This window comes from Stenotrophomonas bentonitica, assembly GCF_002887735.1.
Lineage (GTDB): Bacteria > Pseudomonadota > Gammaproteobacteria > Xanthomonadales > Xanthomonadaceae > Stenotrophomonas > Stenotrophomonas bentonitica_A.
The window spans coordinates 52,904-69,205 of record NZ_PKQP01000002.1 but is presented as its reverse complement, the minus strand read 5'-3'; the positions used below and the strand labels follow the sequence as shown (position 1 = coordinate 69,205).

Sequence of the window (16,302 nt, the reverse complement as noted above, 5' to 3'; positions counted from 1 at the left end):
ACCGCAAGTGCGGCGTGCCGATCAGGCGGCCGCGTCCTGGGCCAGCTTGCCACCGGCCTTGCGCTCGCGCGCGGCACGGATGAAGCCGATGAACAGCGGGTGGCCGTCGCGCGGGGTCGACAGGAACTCCGGATGCGCCTGGCAGGCCAGGAACCACGGGTGCTGGTCGCGCGGCAGTTCGATGACTTCCACCAGGGTGTCATCCATCGATTTGCCCGCGATCACCAGGCCGGCATCTTCCAGCTGGGTGCGATAGCGGTTGTTGAACTCGTAACGGTGGCGGTGACGCTCGGCGACCACGTCCTTGCCGTACAGCTCGCGGGCCAGCGTGCCCGGCTTCAGGCGCTGCTCCTGCAGGCCCAGGCGCATGGTGCCGCCCAGGTCGCTCTTGTCGTCACGCTTCTCGACATCGCCGGTGGCGGTGCGCCATTCGGTGATCAGGCCGATCACCGGGTTCGGCGACTGGCGATCGTTCTCGGTGCTGTTGGCACCTTCCAGGCCGGCCACGTGGCGGGCGAAATCGACCACTGCGGCCTGCATGCCGTAGCAGATGCCGAAGTACGGCACCTGCTGCTCACGGGCGAACTGCGAGCTCAGCACCTTGCCTTCGAAACCACGGTCGCCGAAGCCGCCCGGCACCAGGATGCCGTCGACATCCTTCAGCGCGGCCAGGTCGCTGTCTTCCAGCTCCTGCGCTTCGAGCCACTTCAGGTTGACCTTGGTGCGCTGGCGCAGGCCGCCGTGCTTGAGCGCTTCGCCGACCGACTTGTAGGCGTCCTGGTGGTCGACGTACTTGCCGACCACCGCGATAGTGACCTCGTCCAGCGGGTGCAGGGTGGCGTCCACCGCCGCTTCCCACTCGTGCAGGTCGGCCGGGCCGGCCTTGTCGCCGAGCTTGAGCTGGTTGATGACGATGTCATCCAGGCCCTGCGCGTGCAGGCCCATCGGAATGCGGTACAGCACGTCCACGTCCGGCACGCTGATCACGGCGCGCTCGGAGACGTTGGTGAACTGGGCGATCTTGCGGCGCTCCGAATCCGGCACGACCTGCTCGGAACGGCACAGCAGCACGTCCGGCTGGATGCCGATCGAACGCAGCTCCTTGACCGAGTGCTGGGTCGGCTTGGTCTTCAACTCGCCGGCGGCAGCGATGTACGGCACCAGGGTCAGGTGCATGAACAGCGCCTTCTCCGGGCCGCGCTCGGTGCGCACCTGGCGGATCGCCTCCAGGAACGGCAGCGACTCGATGTCGCCCACCGTACCGCCGATCTCCACCAGCGCCACGTCGAAGCCTTCGGTGGCCTCGTCCATGCAGCGGCGGATCTCATCGGTGATGTGCGGAATGACCTGCACGGTGGCGCCCAGGTAGTCGCCGCGGCGCTCCTTGCGGATCACGTTCTCGTAGATGCGGCCGGTGGTGACCGAGTTCTTGCGGCTCAGGCGGGTGCGCACGAAGCGCTCGTAATGGCCCAGGTCCAGGTCGGTCTCGGCGCCGTCATCGGTGACGTAGACCTCACCGTGCTGGAACGGGCTCATGGTGCCCGGGTCGACGTTGATGTACGGATCGAGCTTCATCATCGTCACCCGCAGGCCGCGGGCCTCGAGGATGGCGGCAAGCGACGCGGCGGCAATACCTTTGCCGAGCGAGGACACTACGCCGCCGGTTACGAAGATCAAGGGAGTCATGGCTGGGGGTGTCCTGTCAGGAAGGGGGAAACGGCGCCGACGCGCAGGGCGACGGACGACGTGAAGGGGGAAATCAGAGCGATCCGGGCGGCTGCGGGGCGTTCACGCGCCAGGGCCGGGATCAGGGGGGATGCGGTGCGGGAGTGGGTCAGCGACGTCGGGTCAGCCGTGCCGGCCACTGTCTGGACCGTCACCTCCTGCCTACCCTGCTGGCGATCGCGCACGATCAGGCCAGTCCATTCGCTGATGGATGACACGCACTACTCCCGGAAAGCCATAGTTTACAGATTGACGGCCCCCAGCCCAAGGGGCGGATGACGGTCTTCACATAAAAAGAAGAGCCCCGGCGCGATACCGGGGCTCATGTTGACTACTTTTTCAGATCCCCAGGTCTCTCTGGTGGAGAGCCCCCTTGGAGTTCAAGGGGGCGCGCCGACAGGCGCGGGGATGTGGAAGAGAGGGTGAGCGGGGCCCACGGTTTGCCGCGCAAACCGTGGGGAAGCGTCAGCGCGAAGCGCTTATCGCTTCTTCCGCGCTTCTTCCTCTTCCTCCTTCTGCGGGGCCTGCTCGCCCCTGGCCTTCATTTCGGCCGTGGCGGCCGCGCGGCGCTTAGCCTTGGCGTCCGCCTCGGCCTGCGCCCTGTCGGCCTGTTCGCCCTGCTGCGGCGTGGGCTGGCCCTGTCCGGCGTTCTGGGCCAGTGCCATGGGCACGGCCACCACGGCGGCGGCGATGGCAACGATGGTCAGCAACTTCTTCATGGGGTGCTCCTCGCGGTATGGCATGGAATGGGGCGCCGGAGGGTCCGGTTTCCCATCGCAGACAGTCTATCGCGCCCCGGTCGGCCGCCCCCTGAACGTGTGGCGTGCAAAAAAGCCGTCCAGACCGCAAACTTCGCCGTCGCATTGCGCTTTATGAAGACAGATGAACGCCCGCTATAACGCCGCCGATATTGAAGTCCTGTCCGGCCTGGACCCGGTCAAGCGCCGCCCTGGCATGTACACCGACACCGCGCGCCCGAACCATCTGGCGCAGGAAGTCATCGACAATGCCGTCGACGAAGCCTTGGCCGGACACGCCCACACGGTCGAAGTCACGCTGTTCAAGGACGGCAGCTGCGAAGTCAGCGATGACGGCCGTGGCATGCCCGTGGACATCCACCCCGAGGAGAAGATCCCCGGCGTCGAACTGATCCTGACCCGCCTGCACGCGGGCGGCAAGTTCAACAACAAGAACTACACCTTCTCCGGCGGCCTGCATGGCGTTGGCGTCAGCGTGGTCAACGCGTTGTCCACCCTGGTCGAAGTGCATATCAAGCGCGACGGCAGCGAACACCGCATCACCTTCCGCAATGGCGACCGTGCCACCCCGCTGGAAGTGGTCGGCAGCGTCGGCAAGAAGAACACCGGTACCCGCGTGCGCTTCTGGGCCGACCCGAAGTACTTCGACACGCCCAAGTACAACCTGCGGGGGCTGCGCCACCTGCTGCGCGCCAAGGCCGTGCTGTGCCCGGGCCTGACCGTCAAGCTTCTCGATGAAGCCACCGGCGAGCAGGACACCTGGTACTACGAAGATGGCCTGAGCGATTACCTCAAGGCCGAGCTCGGCGAGCGCGAGATGCTGCCGGCCGACCTGTTCGTGGGTCACCTGAAAAAAGAAAACGAGATCGTGGACTGGGCCCTGGCCTGGATCCCCGAGGGCGAGCTGGTCCAGGAAAGCTACGTCAACCTGATCCCGACCGCGCAGCACGGCACCCACGCCAACGGCCTGCGTACCGGCCTGACCGAGGCGCTGCGCGAGTTCTGCGACTTCCGCAACCTGCTGCCGCGTGGCGTCAAGCTGGCCCCGGAAGATGTCTGGGACCGCGTGTCGTTCGTGCTGTCGCTGAAGATGACCGACCCGCAGTTCAGCGGCCAGACCAAGGAACGCCTGTCCTCGCGCCAGGCGGCCGGGTTTGTCGAAGGCGCCGCGCACGATGCCTTCAGCCTGCTGCTCAACCAGAACGTCGCATTGGGCGAGCAGATCGCGCAGCTGGCGATCGAGCGCGCCAGTGCGCGTTTGAAGACCGAGAAGCTGGTGACCCGCAAGAAGGTCACCCAGGGCCCCGCCCTGCCCGGCAAGCTGGCCGACTGCATCAGCCAGGACCTGTCGCGCACCGAGCTGTTCCTGGTCGAAGGCGACTCCGCCGGCGGCAGTGCCAAGCAGGCCCGCGACAAGGACTTCCAGGCGATCCTGCCGCTGCGCGGCAAGATCCTCAACACCTGGGAAGTGTCCTCGGGCAGCGTGCTGGCCTCCGAGGAAGTGCACAACCTGGCCATCGCGATCGGCTGCGACCCGGGCAAGGAAGACATCGCCGGCCTGCGCTACGGCAAGGTCGTCATCCTGGCCGACGCCGACTCGGACGGCCTGCACATCGCGACCCTGCTGACCGCGCTGTTCCTCAAGCACTTCCCGGCACTGGTCGATGCCGGCCACGTGTTCGTGGCGATGCCGCCGCTGTTCCGTGTCGACGTGGGCAAGCAGGTGTTCTACGCCCTGGACGAGGAAGAGAAGCGCACGATGCTGGACAAGATCGAGCGCGAGAAGATCAAGGGCCAGATCAGCGTGACCCGCTTCAAGGGCCTGGGTGAAATGAACCCGCAGCAGCTGCGCGAGTCCACCATCCATCCCGATACCCGCCGTCTGGTACAGCTGACCATCGATGACGGCGAGCAGACCCATTCGCTGATGGACATGCTGCTGGCCAAGAAGCGCGCCAGCGACCGCAAGGGCTGGCTGGAAAAGAAGGGCGACCTGGCTTCGCTGGAGGTCTGATCCGCCTCGAGTGGCACTGAAAAAACCCGCCTTCCGGCGGGTTTTTTCTTGCCTGTGCCACCAGGCATGGATGCATGCAGCGGGAAGGATTACCGTGGCGTCACCGCATTCGCAGGAACCCGCATGCCGTTCGACCCGACCCTGATGCTGGAAACCACGCGCCTGGTGCTGACACCGATCCGCGCCACGGACGCGCAGGCGTTGTTCGCGATCCAGTCCGACCGTCCGGGCATGCGCTACTGGAACCATCCGGCGTGGACCGACCTCAAGCAGGCCTACGTACAGATCCTCGACGATCTCTCCGCGCTGGAGGCAGGCACGCAACTGAAACTGGCGATCCGTGAGCACGTGGACGGACCGCTGCTGGGCATCGTGGTCGTGTTCGCGATCGACGAGACGTCCAGGCGCGCGGAGATCGGGTATCACCTGGCGCCGGCGGCACAGGGCAAGGGCTACATGCACGAGGCGCTGTCACGGTTCGCGGCCTACCTGTTCGATGAACTGCGCATGCGTCGGCTGGAAGCGGAGATCGATCCGCGCAACGTCTCGTCGGCCAAGGTGCTGGAGCGGATCGGGTTCCAGCGCGAAGGACTGCTGCGGGAGCGCTGGCGGGTTGCCGGCGAGGTCTCCGATTCAGCCGTCTACGGCCTGCTGGCACGCGAGTGGCAGGATCGGGCCGACCCGGCGCCGCGTTAGAACGGGCGCGGCGCCATCCTGCGTATACCGGCCTCGCCCCGCCCCGTCCGGCACGCTCCCTCCACGAAAAAGCCCGCCTTGCGGCGGGCTTTTCGATGTTCAACCGTGCGGACCGGTCAGGCCCAGCCGAACAGTTCGAACAGGCGCAGGATCAGGTACGCACAGCCGCCGGCGGCCGGGATCGTCAGGATCCACGCCCACACGATGCGCTCGATCACGCCGAAGCGCAGCGAACGCGGGTTCTTGGCAAAGCCCACGCCCATGATCGCGGTGGAGATGCTGTGGGTGGTCGAGACCGGCATACCGAAGTGCGCGGCCAGGGTCAGGATGGTGGCCGAGCTGGTTTCCGCGGCGAAGCCGTGGATCGGGTGCAGCTTGACCATCTTGTGGCCCAGGGTCTTGATGATCTTCCAGCCGCCCGAGGCGGTACCGGCGGCCATCACCACGGCGCAGGTCAGCACGATCCACATGGCGATGCCGTCGCCGGCGCTCGCGTCCGGGTGCATGAAGGCCAGCCAGGACGGCAGGTCGTTCAGGGCACCGGTGGCTTCGGCACCGATCAGCGTCATGGCGATGATGCCCATGGTCTTCTGCGCATCGTTGTGGCCGTGCGCGAAGCCCATGTAGGCCGCCGAGGCGATCTGGGCCTTGCCGAAGAACGCATTGACGATGCGCGGGCGCGCCAGCCGGCCGATGAACCCGCCCACCTTGGCCATGCCCGCGATGATCGCCCACAGCAGCAGCATCACCGCGATGCCGAGCAGGAAGCCGGCGATCGGCGAGGTGATCATCGGCAGGAACACCTTCCACAGCAGGCCCTTGTTCTGGGCCCAGGTGCCGATGCGCTCGGACCAGATCAGCGCGTCCCAGTTGTTATGGGCAGCGGCCAGGCCGGCGCCGCACAGGCCGCCGATCAGGGCGTGCGAGGACGAGGACGGCAGCCCCTTCCACCACGTGATCAGGTTCCAGATGATGCCGCCCAGCAGCGCGCATAGGATCACCTGCGGGGTCACATCGACCACGTTGGTGTTGAGCAGGCCCGAGGCGATGGTCAGCGCGACGGCGGTGCCGGTCAGGGCACCGATGAGGTTCATGAAGGCCGCCAGCATCACCGCCCAGCCGGGCGAGAGCACTTTGGTCGCCACCACGGTGGCGATGGAGTTGGCGGTATCGTGGAAGCCGTTGATGAACTCGAAGACGAGCGCGGCCAGGATCACCACCAGAACAAGGGTCAGCATGCTGTGGCGTCCGTCAGCTGTTCTTCAAGACGATCTGGTAGGCGACCACGCCGGCCTCGCGGCAACGATCGATGGCCTTTTCCAGGATCTCGAAGAACTCCTTGAGCAGGAACATCTGCAGGCTGTCCAGGCGGCCGGAATAGATGTCGCGGTACAGCTCGAGCATCAGGCGGTCGGCTTCGTTCTCCAGCGAGCGCAGCTTCTCGTTGAGCGCGGTCATCCGGTCCAGATTCATGTGGCGCAGGTCGCCCACCATTTCCACCACCACGCTGGCGGCCTGCTCCAGCATCGCCGCGCGGGGCGCGAAATCGATGTGTTCCAGGTGCTGGGTGGCCAGCGAATAGCGATCGGCGAACTTCTCGATCTGCTTGGGAATCTTGTACAGCGCCGAGCCCAGCGCTTCGATGTCTTCGCGCTCGATCGGGGTCATGAAGCTGTCGACCAGCGCCTGGCTGATCTTGTCCGAGGCGGCGCGCTCGCGCAGGCGGGCCAGCTTGAAGGCGTCCAGCGCCGGCTGGCGGTCCGCTTCGCGCAGCATCGCGTGCAGCGCCTTGGCGCTATCCTGGGCGGCCTGGGCAGCCTCGTCCAGCAGGGTGTAGAACTGTTTGCCGGAGCCAAAAATGGTCTGCAGAGAGAACATTGAGAAACCTATTCGCCGTCGAGGAAGGACGGCACCGGGCGGAATTATGACGGTTTGATGTCCAATCCGGGTACTCCCTGTCATCTTCACGCTCCCACGGCCCTGCCTGAACGACCCTGATTGCATCCCTGCCCCGGCCTTTTGTTAAGATGCGCGGGCACCTTCGGGTGCACTCTATGGACGACGACCCTTACCCCCCGCCGCACCGCCGCGCTTACGCGCCCTCCGGTAGCCGACATCGCTTGAACACGCCCTCCCTGCCACCAACCGGGGATGAAGCCCGTGTTTGAACTGCTTATCGTCCTTGCCCTGATCCTGCTCAACGGCTTCTTCGCCATGTCCGAAATGTCGGTCATGACCTCGCGCAAGAGCCGCCTCAAGCAGATGGCCGCCACCAGCAAACGCGCCGAGCGCGCGCTTGAACTGTCTGAAAAGCCCGAGAGCTTCCTGTCCACGGTCCAGATCGGCATCACCCTGATCGGCATCCTGACCGGTGTGTTCGGCGGTGAGGCGATCGGCCTGGCCATCGCCGAGTGGCTGCACGGCATCGTTCCGGCCTTCGCCTACTCCAGTGAAGTGGGCAAGGCGCTGGCGGTTGCCCTGATCACCTTCCTGACGCTGATCTTCGGTGAACTGGTCCCCAAACGACTGGCCATTACCCGTTCGGAAGACATCGCCGGGCTGGTCGCCTGGCCGATGGGCTGGCTGTCCCGGATCGCTTTCCCGTTCGTGTGGCTGCTCTCCCACAGCACCCGGCTGGTGCTGCGCGTGCTCGGCCTGGGCAAGGATGAGGCCGCCTCGGTCACCGAAGAAGAGATCCGCATGCTGGTGGCCGAGAGCCACGAAGCCGGCGTGATCGACGCCCACGAGCGCGACATGATGAACCGCGTCATGCGCCTGGGCGACCGTACCGCCGACAGCCTGATGACCCCGCGCAACCGGATCGCCTGGCTGGATACGCAGGCCGCGCCGGAGAAGAACCTCGCCACCATGCGCGAGAACGAGTTCTCCCGTTACCCGGTGTTCCGCGACAACGACCAGGACATCGTCGGGGTGCTGGAAGTCAAAAGCCTGGTGACGCGCCTCGTGCGCGATGACCATTCGCTGTTCCAGAACCTGCGCGAGCCGCTGTACGTCTCCGAGTCCACCCACGCGATGAAGCTGCTGGAGATCTTCCGCGAGGAGCAGCAGTCGATGGCGCTGGTGGTGGACGAGTACGGTGAGATCCAGGGCCTGGTCACCATCAGCGACCTGATGGGCGCGGTGGTCGGCCGCCTGCAGTCGGTGGAGAACGTGGACGAGGACGCACTGGTCGTGACCCGTGAGGACGGCTCGTTCCTGGTCGATGGCTCGCTGTCGATCGAGGACCTGCGCGAACTGATGGGCAACGCCGAGCTGCCCGATGCCGACGATGGCGATTACTACACGCTGGCCGGCATGTGCATCCATTATTTCGGCCGCATCCCGCATGCGGGCGAGTACTTCGATTGGGCCGGCTGGCGCATCGAGATCGTCGATCTCGACGGTGCCCGTGTCGACAAGCTGCTGCTGCGCACCCTGAGCGAAGACGAAACCGATGACATCACCGGCTGAGCCGACGCCGCCGGATCCGACGCGGCCGCAGTACCGCAACGAGGGTATCCGTACCCTCCTGGCGATGTTCGACCACGGTGACCCGGAGGAACGGCTGCTGCTGGGCCAGATCCTGCAGGATCTGCAGCAGAGCGCGTTCGGTGTGTTCCTGTTCGTGGCGATCCTGCCGGCCTTCATTCCGATTCCCGGGATCGGCGGCGCGGTCAGTGGGCCGCTGGTGGTTCTGATCGGTGCGCAGATGCTGTGCGGCATGCGCCGGCCGTGGCTGCCGGGCTTCATCCGCAACCGTGGGCCCAAGCGCGGCACCATGCATCGCTTCCTGGAGCGCATCGACGGCCCACTGCGGCGCTTGGACCGCCTGCTAAAACCGCGGATGGCCGGACTGCTGGTGCCGCTGCCCGCCCATGCCTTCAGCGGCCTGCTGCTGATCCTGATCGGCGTGCTGTTGTCGCTGCCGATCCCGCTCACCAACTATCTGTTCGGCTTCCAGTTGCTGCTGTTCGCGCTGGCGCTGCTGGAACGCGACGGCGTGCTGATGCTGGTCAACTGGGTCGGGGCGGTGGCTGCCGTGCTGTTCTTCGGCTTCAGTTCGGGCCACCTGGTGGGCTACACGGTGGACCTGTTCCAACGCTGGTTCGGCTGAGGCCGGCCCCCCCTTCACGCGACGCGCCATGAAAAAAGCCGACCCCGCGGCCGGCTTCAGCACCACACTGGCCGGCGCAGGGTCGGCCCTGTGAGCCCGGTTACGCGCCGGGCTTGAGATCCACCGTGCCGGTGTCGGACATCGCGCCCGGGTCATCGGTCACGGCCGACAGCACGAAATACAGGGCCTTGCCGAGCAGTCCACCCGGGCCATCCCAGTATTCGGCCGATTCGGCGCTGACGTGGATCAGGCGCAGGTTCGGGTCGTCCTTGCCGCCCGGGAAGAAGATCTTCATCGCCGGCGACCAGAGTTCGTCGATCTTGGCCCGATCGTTCACGACACGGGCGATGCCCGAGACCGAGACATAGGTATTGCCCGAGGGCGAGGCGTAGGCCACGTTGACGCGCGGGTTGGCGGTGATTTCCGCGATCTTCGGGCTGTCGGCGCCGGTGGCGAACCACAGGTCGCCATCGAACTCGACTTCCTGCGTGCCCAGCGGACGACTGAACAAGCGTCCGTCCACACCGACCGTGGTGAACATCGCGATGTCCACGCCGCGGATCAGTTCGGCCAGTTGTTTGATGTGCTGCTGACGATCGTGCTCGGCCATGGGGTGGCTCCTGTAAGGGGAGCCACCATCACAGCCGATCGGCGGCTACGGCGACGTGAACCGCGCGGTCACACCTTCTTCGCATGCGCCGTGGGCATTACGCCTGCAGTGCGCGCCATGCCTGCATCGCCAGCCCGAATGAACGCTTGCGCGCGGCATGGTCGTAGATGTTGGCGGTGACCAGCACTTCGTCAGGCTTGTGCCGCGCCACGAACGCGGCCAGCCCTTCCTGCACCTGCTTCACGTCACCGACCACTGCGCAGGCCAGCGCGTTCTGCACGCCGGCCTTTTCGTGCGGCTGCCAGAACGCTTCGATGTCGTCGATCGGCGGCGGAATCAGGCCCGGCAGGCCACGGCGCAGATTGACGAAACTCTGCTGCTGGGTGGTGAACAGCCGCTTGGCGTCAGCTTCCGAATCGCTGGCCACCACGTTCAGGCCCAGCACCGCGTACGGCGCCTGCAGATACTGCGAGGCACGGAATTCGCGGCGGTAGACCGCCAGCGCTTCATCCATCGCGTCGGGGGCGAAGTGCGAGGCGAAGGCGAACGGCAGGCCCATCGCCGCCGACAGGCGCGCACTGAACAGGCTCGAGCCCAGCAGCCACACCGGCACCGGAATGCCGGCGCCGGGCACGGCGCGCACGGCCTGGCCCTTCTGGGCCGGTTCGAAGTAATGCAGCAGCTCGCGCACGTCCTGCGGGAACTGGTCGGCGCTGTCGAAGTAGCGGCGCAGTGCGCGGGCGGTCGGCTGGTCGGTGCCGGGCGCGCGGCCCAGGCCCAGATCGATGCGGTCCGGGTACAGCGAAGCCAGCGTGCCGAACTGCTCGGCCACCTGCAAAGGCGAGTGGTTGGGCAGCATGATGCCGCCGGCACCGACACGGATGCGCTTGGTGCCCCCGGCCACATGGCCGATCAGCACGGCAGTGGCGGCGCTGGCGATGCCGGGCATGTTGTGGTGCTCGGCCAGCCAATAGCGATGGATACCCCAGCCTTCGGCGTGCTGGGCCAGGTCCAGCATGTTGGCGAAGGCCTGCGTGGTGTCGCTGCCTTCGCAGACCGGCGCCAGATCAAGAATCGACAGCTGCATCATGAATGCTCGTTCCAACCAGGAGATATCTCACTGAGATGGGGCTGTCCGCGCGGTTTGCCACCGCCCACAAGGCGCGAGTGGCAAGACGCTGATTTCCGTCTCGCCACGATTCAGGACAATCAACGCCGTGAAGACGGCTCAGGCGGCGTCAGCGTCCTGGTCCACCAGCGGCTGCAGGGCCGCGTCCAGCGCCACGCGCTCGTCGAACACGAAGCAGCGGCCCTCATAACCCTCGCCGCCCACCGCCTCGAAATAGCCCAGGATGCCGCCGTCCAGCTGCAGCACGTTGTCCATGCCGTCATTGCGCATCCACAGGGCCGCCTTCTCGCAGCGGATGCCGCCGGTGCAGAAGCTGACCACGGTGCTGTCCTTGAGCGCCTCACGGTGCGGGGCCAGCGCGTCGGGCAGATCGGTGAACTTGGTGATCGGCAGCACCAGCGCGTCCTGGAAGGTGCCGTACTCGATCTCCTGGGTGTTGCGGGTGTCCAGCATCACCACTGGCTTGCCGGCGTCGTCATGCCCCTGGCGCAACCATCGCTGCACCGTGGCCGGGTCGATCGACGGCGCGCGCGGGTAGGCCAGCGGCTGGGCGTCGTCGATGCGGAAGCTGATGATCTCCGGCTTGACCTTGGCCTTGAGCCGGGCAAAGGGCTGCATGTGGCTGTAGCTGGTCTTCACCCGCAGCCCGGCAAACCGGGCATCGGCCCGCAGGGCGGTGTAGAAGCCATCGATTGCCTGCTCCGCCCCGGCCAGGAACAGGTTGATGCCCTCGCCCGCTACCAGGATCGTGCCGCGCAGCTGCGCGGCGGTGGCCCGCTCCAGCAGGGTCGCGCACAGCGCGTCCGGGTCGGCGACGGGGGTGAAGTGGTAGGCGGCGGTATTGGCGATCATCACGCCATTTTAGCCGCTGGGCGGCCGCGACGCCTGAGCCGCGCCGGAATCAGCCGCGCAGCAGCACGAACGGCAGCAGCACCAGCGCGGCCGCGACGGCCATCCCGACCAGCACCGTGACCACGAACACCGGGCGGCGCCGGATCAGGCTGCCGAAGGTCTCGGCCGTGCCCTCGCGCAGCGCGGCCTCACGCTCGCCGCGCACGCGCTCACCGCGCGTCTGCTGGTAGTCGGCCATCAAGGCCTTGGCCCGCGGGTGATCCTCGTTGTCGCGCACCCAGATGCCGCCGAAGGAGATGCCCCACGGGCTGGGCTCGGTGCGGTAATGGGCAATGCCCGCCTTGTCCAGCAGGGCGGTGACATCCTGGATTTCATCGTCCGCGACATTGCGCAGGTTGAGCAGCAGTTTCGACATGCGCCCATGATAGCGCCCGGCGATGCGCTACCCTTGCGTCCCCGTTTTTTGGATCCGGAGCCCGCCCATGCGCCGTCTGCCGCGTTACCTGCTCGCCCCCCTGATGCTGTCGCTGCTGGCCGCCTGCACCCCGCCCGGCCCGCCGCCCGGTGGCAGCATCGCGCAGTTCGAGAAGATCGACACCCAGCCGGGCACCGGCGCCGAGGCCACGCCGGGCAGCAAGGTCACGGTGCACTACACCGGGTGGATCTACGATGAGCGCACCGCCGACAAGCACGGTGACAAGTTCGACAGCTCGGTGGACCGTGGCGAGCCCTTCAGCTTCGACCTGGGCCAGGGCCAGGTCATCAAGGGCTGGGACGAAGGCTTCGCGGGCATGAAGGTGGGCGGCAAGCGCACGCTGATGATTCCGGCCGAGTACGGCTATGGCGCCCGTCGCGCCGGCCCGATCGCGCCGAACTCCTCGCTGGTGTTCGATGTCGAGCTGCTCGACGTCAAGCCGCGTTGATCCTGCCTGCATGAGCATTGCCCTGACCACCCCACGCCGGGTCGCGATCATCGGCGGCGGCCCCGCCGGCCTGATGGCGGCTGAAACCGTGCGCGCTGCCGGCCACGCCGTCGATCTGTACGAGGCCAAGGGCTCGCCCGGTCGCAAGTTCCTGATCGCCGGCAAGGGCGGCCTCAACCTGACCCACTCCGACGCGCCTGACGTGTTCGTTTCGCGCTACCGCGAGCGCGCGGAGGCGGTGGGCGGGTGGCTGGCCGATTTCAATGCCGAGGCGCTGCGCGCCTGGGCGTTGGACTTCGGCGTGGAAACCTACGTGGGCAGTTCCGGCCGTGTGTTCCCGGTGGACCGCAAGGCCGCGCCGCTGCTGCGCGGCTGGGTGCGCCGGCTGAAGGAACAGGGCGTGCGCTTCCACGTGCAGCATCGCTGGACCGGCTGGGATGACGCGGGCGCGCTGCGCTTCCAGACGCCCGATGGCGAAACGACGGTGACGGCCGACGCGGTAGTGTTCGCGCTCGGCGGCGGCAGCTGGCCGGAACTGGGCTCGGATGGCGCGTGGATGGCGCCGATGGCCGCCACCGGCATCGACATCGCCCCGCTGCAGCCAGCCAACTGTGGCTTCGACATCGGTTGGACGCCCTACTTCAGCGAACGCCAGGCCGGCGCCCCGCTCAAGCCGGTGGTGGCGCACTGGACCGACCTGAAGGGCGAACCGCGCTCACTGCAGGGCGAGTGCGTGATCACGGCGACCGGCATCGAAGGCAGCCTGATCTACGCGCTGTCGGCCGATCTGCGCGACAGCCTGGCCCGCGACGGCCAGGTGGAACTGCAGCTGGACCTGCTGCCGGGCCAGACCGAAGCGCAGGTGCTGGAGAAGCTTGGCAAGCCGCGCCAGGGCCGCAGTTTCGGCGAGGTCCTGCGTCGCCAGCTCGGGCTGGGCGGGGTGAAGTCCGCCCTGCTGTTCGAGGTGCTGGGCCGCGAGGCCGGGCAGCTGCCGCTGGCGCAGATCGCGCACGCGCTCAAGCGGCTGCCACTGGCCCTGGAACGACCGCGTCCGATCGATGAAGTCATCAGCACCGCCGGTGGCGTGCGCCTGGAGGCATTGGATACGCAGTTGATGCTGCGCGCACGGCCGGGCACGTTCTGTGCGGGCGAGATGCTGGACTGGGAAGCACCGACCGGCGGCTACCTGCTCACCGCGTGCTACGCCAGCGGGCTGCGCGCCGGGCGTGGCGTGGTGGCCTGGCTGGCGCAGGGATAGATCGCGAGGTGCCGGCCAGCGGCCGGCACTACCAGTGACGTGCCCTGACAGGCGCTCGGCGCGGCCCAGCGCGGCATCCGGGTGGTGCCGGCCACTGGCCGGCATCAACGCGTGCGCTGCATCCGCACCGACGCGAGTGCGACGCCGCTGGGGTGTGGGTAGCTCTCCTCGCGCAGCGCCTCAAAACCACAGCGCTGGTAGAACGGCACCGCGTTGAGCGAGGCCGAGAGCACCAGCGGCCGCGCAGGGTCGGCCAACGCCTCCATCGCCTGCATCAGGGTCAGGCCGATGCCACGGCCGCCGCAGTCGGGATCGACGAACAACGCATCGACCTCGTTGCCGGCCAGATCGATCACGCCGTAGCCCAGCAGCGCACCCTCGGCGTCTTCGGCAATCACACCGCCACCGCCGGCGAGCAGCGCGCGGTAGTGTTGCGGCGGCGGCGAGGCCGACCATGGGGCAATTACCTCCGGCGGATACGCCGTACTGCACAGTTCGCGGACGCAGCGGGTGCGCAGTACCCACAGCCGGTCCGCCTCGTCGGCGCGGCCGACCCGCAAGCGCACTGCACGATCGCCCGTCATCGCGATTTGCTCGCGCGCAGCGCCTGGATGCGCGCTGGTGGCTGGAACGAGTCGCTGCGCGCATCGGCCCAGTAATCATGGAAGACCGCGTGGTCCGGCACCTTGCGCAGCAGTTCACCGGGCGCAAGATAGCGATACAACGAGGCCAGCGAACGGATTTCCACCGGCGAGACCCGGCGCAGGATGTGCTCCGGCCCCAGCTCGGAGGGATCGTTGAGGCCGGCCGCGCACAGCAGGTCGCGCAACGCGCGCAGCGTGTTCTCGTGGTAGCTGTGCACGCGCGTGGCCTTGTCGGCCGCATCCAGGTGCCGCCAGCGATTGGGGTTCTGGGTGGCGATGCCGGTCGGGCACTTGTCGCTGTGGCAGCTCAACGACTGGATGCAGCCCAGCGCGAACATGAAACCACGGCCGGCGTTGCACCAGTCCGCGCCCAGCGCGATGGTGCGCGCGATCTCGAACGCGCTGGTCACCTTGCCGGCCGCACCCACGCGGATGCGGTCGCGCAGGTCCAGCCCGACCAGGGTGTTGTGCACCAGCAGCAGGGCTTCGTGCATCGGCACGCCAACATGATCGATGAACTCGGCCGGCGCGGCGCCGGTCCCGCCCTCGGCGCCGTCAACGACGATGAAGTCCGGCAGCATCCCGGTTTCCTGCATCGCCTTGGCAATACCGAACCACTCCCACGGGTGGCCGATGGCCAGCTTGAAGCCGACCGGCTTGCCGCCGGACAACTCGCGCAGCCGCGCGACGAACTGCAGCAGCTCGACCGGAGTATTGAACGCGCTGTGGCTGGAGGGCGACACGCAATCCACGCCCATCGGCACGCCACGGGTGATCGAGATCTCTTCGCTGACCTTGGCCGCTGGCAAGACGCCGCCATGGCCGGGCTTGGCGCCCTGCGAGAGCTTGATCTCGATCATCTTGACCTGATCATGGTTCGCGTTGGCGACGAACTTCTCTTCACTGAAACCGCCAGCCTCATCACGACAACCGAAATAGCCCGAGCCGATTTCCCAGACCAGGTCGCCGCCCATTTCGCGGTGGTAGGGAGAAATCGACCCTTCGCCGGTGTCGTGGTAGAAGCTGCCGCGGCGCGCGCCTTCGTTCAGTGCGCGGATCGCGTTGGCCGACAACGAGCCGAAGCTCATCGCAGAGATGTTGAACACGCTGGCCGAGTACGGCTTGGCGCAGTTGGGCCCGATCTGGATGCGGAAATCGTGGTGGCCGATCTCGGTCGGCGCCAGCGAGTGGTTGATCCATTCGTAATCCACCGCATACGTGCTGCGCAGCGTGCCGAATGGCACCACGTCCATTTCATTCTTGGAGCGCTGGTAGATCAGGGCACGCTGCTGGCGCGAGAACGGCACGTCTTCCAGATCGCTCTGCACGAAGTACTGGCGGATCTCCGGACCGATCGATTCCAGCCCGTAGCGGAAGTGCGCCATCACCGGGTAGTTGCGCCGCAGCGTGCTGCGTTTCTGCAGCATGTCCCACGTACCCAGCACCACCAGCAGGGCCGTCACCCCCACACCCCAGTACCAGGCGGGCCAGATGGTGGCCAACCACAGGCAGACCGGGAACAGCAGGATGGCGAGCAGGTACGCGAGATAGCGGTGCATGGCTTTCCTCAATCAATAGC

The 16,302-nt window shown here is 66.9% G+C and carries 17 protein-coding genes; 6 read left to right on the top strand and 11 right to left on the bottom strand.

The features are described from left to right. Nucleotides 1-21: 21 nt before the first annotated feature. The 3 genes from C0R07_RS04650 to C0R07_RS04640 all read right to left on the bottom strand — a co-directional run bounded on the left by C0R07_RS04650 (nucleotide 22) and on the right by C0R07_RS04640 (nucleotide 2,444). Nucleotides 22-1,686, bottom strand: a complete 1,665-nt coding sequence (locus tag C0R07_RS04650) for a CTP synthase (RefSeq protein WP_070427084.1) — start codon at nucleotides 1,684-1,686, stop codon at nucleotides 22-24. After that, on the bottom strand, nucleotides 1,683-1,943 hold the full coding sequence (locus C0R07_RS04645) for a hypothetical protein (RefSeq protein WP_070470650.1): 261 nt from the start codon (nucleotides 1,941-1,943) through the stop codon (nucleotides 1,683-1,685). Before C0R07_RS04645 ends, C0R07_RS04650 begins: the two co-directional genes overlap by 4 nt. Nucleotides 1,944-2,204: 261 nt before the next feature. Then, a complete protein-coding gene (locus tag C0R07_RS04640) occupies nucleotides 2,205-2,444 on the bottom strand; it encodes a hypothetical protein (protein ID WP_070427082.1) in 240 nt (79 codons plus the stop codon). 163 nt (nucleotides 2,445-2,607) lie between these two features. On the opposite strand from C0R07_RS04640, the gene parE reads away from it, so the two are divergent. Next, nucleotides 2,608-4,497: a DNA topoisomerase IV subunit B gene (gene parE / locus C0R07_RS04635; protein WP_102788297.1), complete on the top strand. Its 1,890-nt coding sequence runs from the start codon at nucleotides 2,608-2,610 to the stop codon at nucleotides 4,495-4,497. Between the two features lie 123 nt (nucleotides 4,498-4,620). Further along, nucleotides 4,621-5,193, top strand: a complete 573-nt coding sequence (locus C0R07_RS04630) for a GNAT family N-acetyltransferase (protein ID WP_102788296.1) — start codon at nucleotides 4,621-4,623, stop codon at nucleotides 5,191-5,193. Between the two features lie 116 nt (nucleotides 5,194-5,309). Here C0R07_RS04630 and C0R07_RS04625 read toward each other — a convergent pair whose 3' ends face one another. Next, nucleotides 5,310-6,431 (bottom strand): inorganic phosphate transporter, encoded by a 1,122-nt coding sequence (locus tag C0R07_RS04625; protein WP_019183344.1) that lies wholly within the window; start codon nucleotides 6,429-6,431, stop codon nucleotides 5,310-5,312. Nucleotides 6,432-6,444: 13 nt separating this feature from the next. Further along, nucleotides 6,445-7,071 (bottom strand): DUF47 domain-containing protein, encoded by a 627-nt coding sequence (locus tag C0R07_RS04620; RefSeq protein ID WP_019183345.1) that lies wholly within the window; start codon nucleotides 7,069-7,071, stop codon nucleotides 6,445-6,447. A 282-nt stretch (nucleotides 7,072-7,353) separates the two neighbouring features. Between C0R07_RS04620 and C0R07_RS04610 the strand changes: the two genes are divergently transcribed. Further along, nucleotides 7,354-8,664, top strand: coding sequence for a hemolysin family protein (locus tag C0R07_RS04610; RefSeq protein WP_070470699.1), 1,311 nt, complete (start codon nucleotides 7,354-7,356; stop codon nucleotides 8,662-8,664). Next, the gene (locus C0R07_RS04605; protein WP_019183347.1) at nucleotides 8,648-9,307 is read left to right on the top strand and encodes an exopolysaccharide biosynthesis protein; all 660 of its coding nucleotides are present in this window, start codon (nucleotides 8,648-8,650) and stop codon (nucleotides 9,305-9,307) included. Before C0R07_RS04610 ends, C0R07_RS04605 begins: the two co-directional genes overlap by 17 nt. A gap of 100 nt (nucleotides 9,308-9,407) precedes the next feature. On the opposite strand, the gene C0R07_RS04600 is transcribed toward C0R07_RS04605, so the two are convergent. The 4 genes from C0R07_RS04600 to C0R07_RS04585 all read right to left on the bottom strand — a co-directional run bounded on the left by C0R07_RS04600 (nucleotide 9,408) and on the right by C0R07_RS04585 (nucleotide 12,313). Then, nucleotides 9,408-9,917: a pyridoxamine 5'-phosphate oxidase family protein gene (locus C0R07_RS04600; RefSeq protein WP_070470652.1), complete on the bottom strand. Its 510-nt coding sequence runs from the start codon at nucleotides 9,915-9,917 to the stop codon at nucleotides 9,408-9,410. Between the two features lie 97 nt (nucleotides 9,918-10,014). Then, nucleotides 10,015-11,007 (bottom strand): LLM class flavin-dependent oxidoreductase, encoded by a 993-nt coding sequence (locus C0R07_RS04595; RefSeq protein WP_102788295.1) that lies wholly within the window; start codon nucleotides 11,005-11,007, stop codon nucleotides 10,015-10,017. Between the two features lie 138 nt (nucleotides 11,008-11,145). Further along, nucleotides 11,146-11,898, bottom strand: coding sequence for a sulfurtransferase (locus C0R07_RS04590; protein WP_102788294.1), 753 nt, complete (start codon nucleotides 11,896-11,898; stop codon nucleotides 11,146-11,148). 49 nt (nucleotides 11,899-11,947) lie between these two features. Further along, nucleotides 11,948-12,313 carry a DUF6164 family protein gene (locus tag C0R07_RS04585; protein WP_070470656.1) on the bottom strand — a complete coding sequence of 122 codons (366 nt, stop codon included), beginning with the start codon at nucleotides 12,311-12,313 and terminating at the stop codon, nucleotides 11,948-11,950. 67 nt (nucleotides 12,314-12,380) lie between these two features. Between C0R07_RS04585 and C0R07_RS04580 the strand changes: the two genes are divergently transcribed. Both C0R07_RS04580 and C0R07_RS04575 read left to right on the top strand, forming a co-directional pair. Beyond that, nucleotides 12,381-12,821, top strand: a complete 441-nt coding sequence (locus tag C0R07_RS04580; RefSeq protein WP_019183352.1) for an FKBP-type peptidyl-prolyl cis-trans isomerase — start codon at nucleotides 12,381-12,383, stop codon at nucleotides 12,819-12,821. Nucleotides 12,822-12,831: 10 nt separating this feature from the next. Beyond that, nucleotides 12,832-14,079 carry a TIGR03862 family flavoprotein gene (locus C0R07_RS04575; protein ID WP_070470658.1) on the top strand — a complete coding sequence of 416 codons (1,248 nt, stop codon included), beginning with the start codon at nucleotides 12,832-12,834 and terminating at the stop codon, nucleotides 14,077-14,079. A gap of 104 nt (nucleotides 14,080-14,183) precedes the next feature. Here the strand turns inward: C0R07_RS04575 and C0R07_RS04570 are convergent, their stop codons facing one another. Together C0R07_RS04570 and C0R07_RS04565 are read right to left on the bottom strand one after the other, a co-directional pair. Further along, nucleotides 14,184-14,645, bottom strand: a complete 462-nt coding sequence (locus C0R07_RS04570; protein ID WP_070470700.1) for a GNAT family N-acetyltransferase — start codon at nucleotides 14,643-14,645, stop codon at nucleotides 14,184-14,186. Between the two features lie 14 nt (nucleotides 14,646-14,659). Further along, the gene (locus C0R07_RS04565) at nucleotides 14,660-16,282 is read right to left on the bottom strand and encodes an FMN-binding glutamate synthase family protein (RefSeq protein WP_070470659.1); all 1,623 of its coding nucleotides are present in this window, start codon (nucleotides 16,280-16,282) and stop codon (nucleotides 14,660-14,662) included. Nucleotides 16,283-16,302: the final 20 nt, after the last annotated feature.

Excerpts from the sequence above, each read along its gene's own strand:
- C0R07_RS04585 (WP_070470656.1), bottom strand. The coding sequence starts at position 12,313 with ATGTCGAAACTGCTGCTCAACCTGCGCAATGTCGCGGACGATGAAATC.
- C0R07_RS04590 (WP_102788294.1), bottom strand. The coding sequence starts at position 11,898 with ATGATCGCCAATACCGCCGCCTACCACTTCACCCCCGTCGCCGACCCG.
- C0R07_RS04605 (WP_019183347.1), top strand. The coding sequence starts at position 8,648 with ATGACATCACCGGCTGAGCCGACGCCGCCGGATCCGACGCGGCCGCAG.
- parE (WP_102788297.1), top strand. The coding sequence starts at position 2,608 with ATGAACGCCCGCTATAACGCCGCCGATATTGAAGTCCTGTCCGGCCTG.
- C0R07_RS04580 (WP_019183352.1), top strand. The coding sequence starts at position 12,381 with ATGCGCCGTCTGCCGCGTTACCTGCTCGCCCCCCTGATGCTGTCGCTG.
- C0R07_RS04595 (WP_102788295.1), bottom strand. The coding sequence starts at position 11,007 with ATGATGCAGCTGTCGATTCTTGATCTGGCGCCGGTCTGCGAAGGCAGC.
- C0R07_RS04630 (WP_102788296.1), top strand. The coding sequence starts at position 4,621 with ATGCCGTTCGACCCGACCCTGATGCTGGAAACCACGCGCCTGGTGCTG.
- C0R07_RS04640 (WP_070427082.1), bottom strand. The coding sequence starts at position 2,444 with ATGAAGAAGTTGCTGACCATCGTTGCCATCGCCGCCGCCGTGGTGGCC.
- C0R07_RS04650 (WP_070427084.1), bottom strand. The coding sequence starts at position 1,686 with ATGACTCCCTTGATCTTCGTAACCGGCGGCGTAGTGTCCTCGCTCGGC.
- C0R07_RS04565 (WP_070470659.1), bottom strand. The coding sequence starts at position 16,282 with ATGCACCGCTATCTCGCGTACCTGCTCGCCATCCTGCTGTTCCCGGTC.
- C0R07_RS04620 (WP_019183345.1), bottom strand. The coding sequence starts at position 7,071 with ATGTTCTCTCTGCAGACCATTTTTGGCTCCGGCAAACAGTTCTACACC.
- C0R07_RS04625 (WP_019183344.1), bottom strand. The coding sequence starts at position 6,431 with ATGCTGACCCTTGTTCTGGTGGTGATCCTGGCCGCGCTCGTCTTCGAG.
- C0R07_RS04575 (WP_070470658.1), top strand. The coding sequence starts at position 12,832 with ATGAGCATTGCCCTGACCACCCCACGCCGGGTCGCGATCATCGGCGGC.
- C0R07_RS04600 (WP_070470652.1), bottom strand. The coding sequence starts at position 9,917 with ATGGCCGAGCACGATCGTCAGCAGCACATCAAACAACTGGCCGAACTG.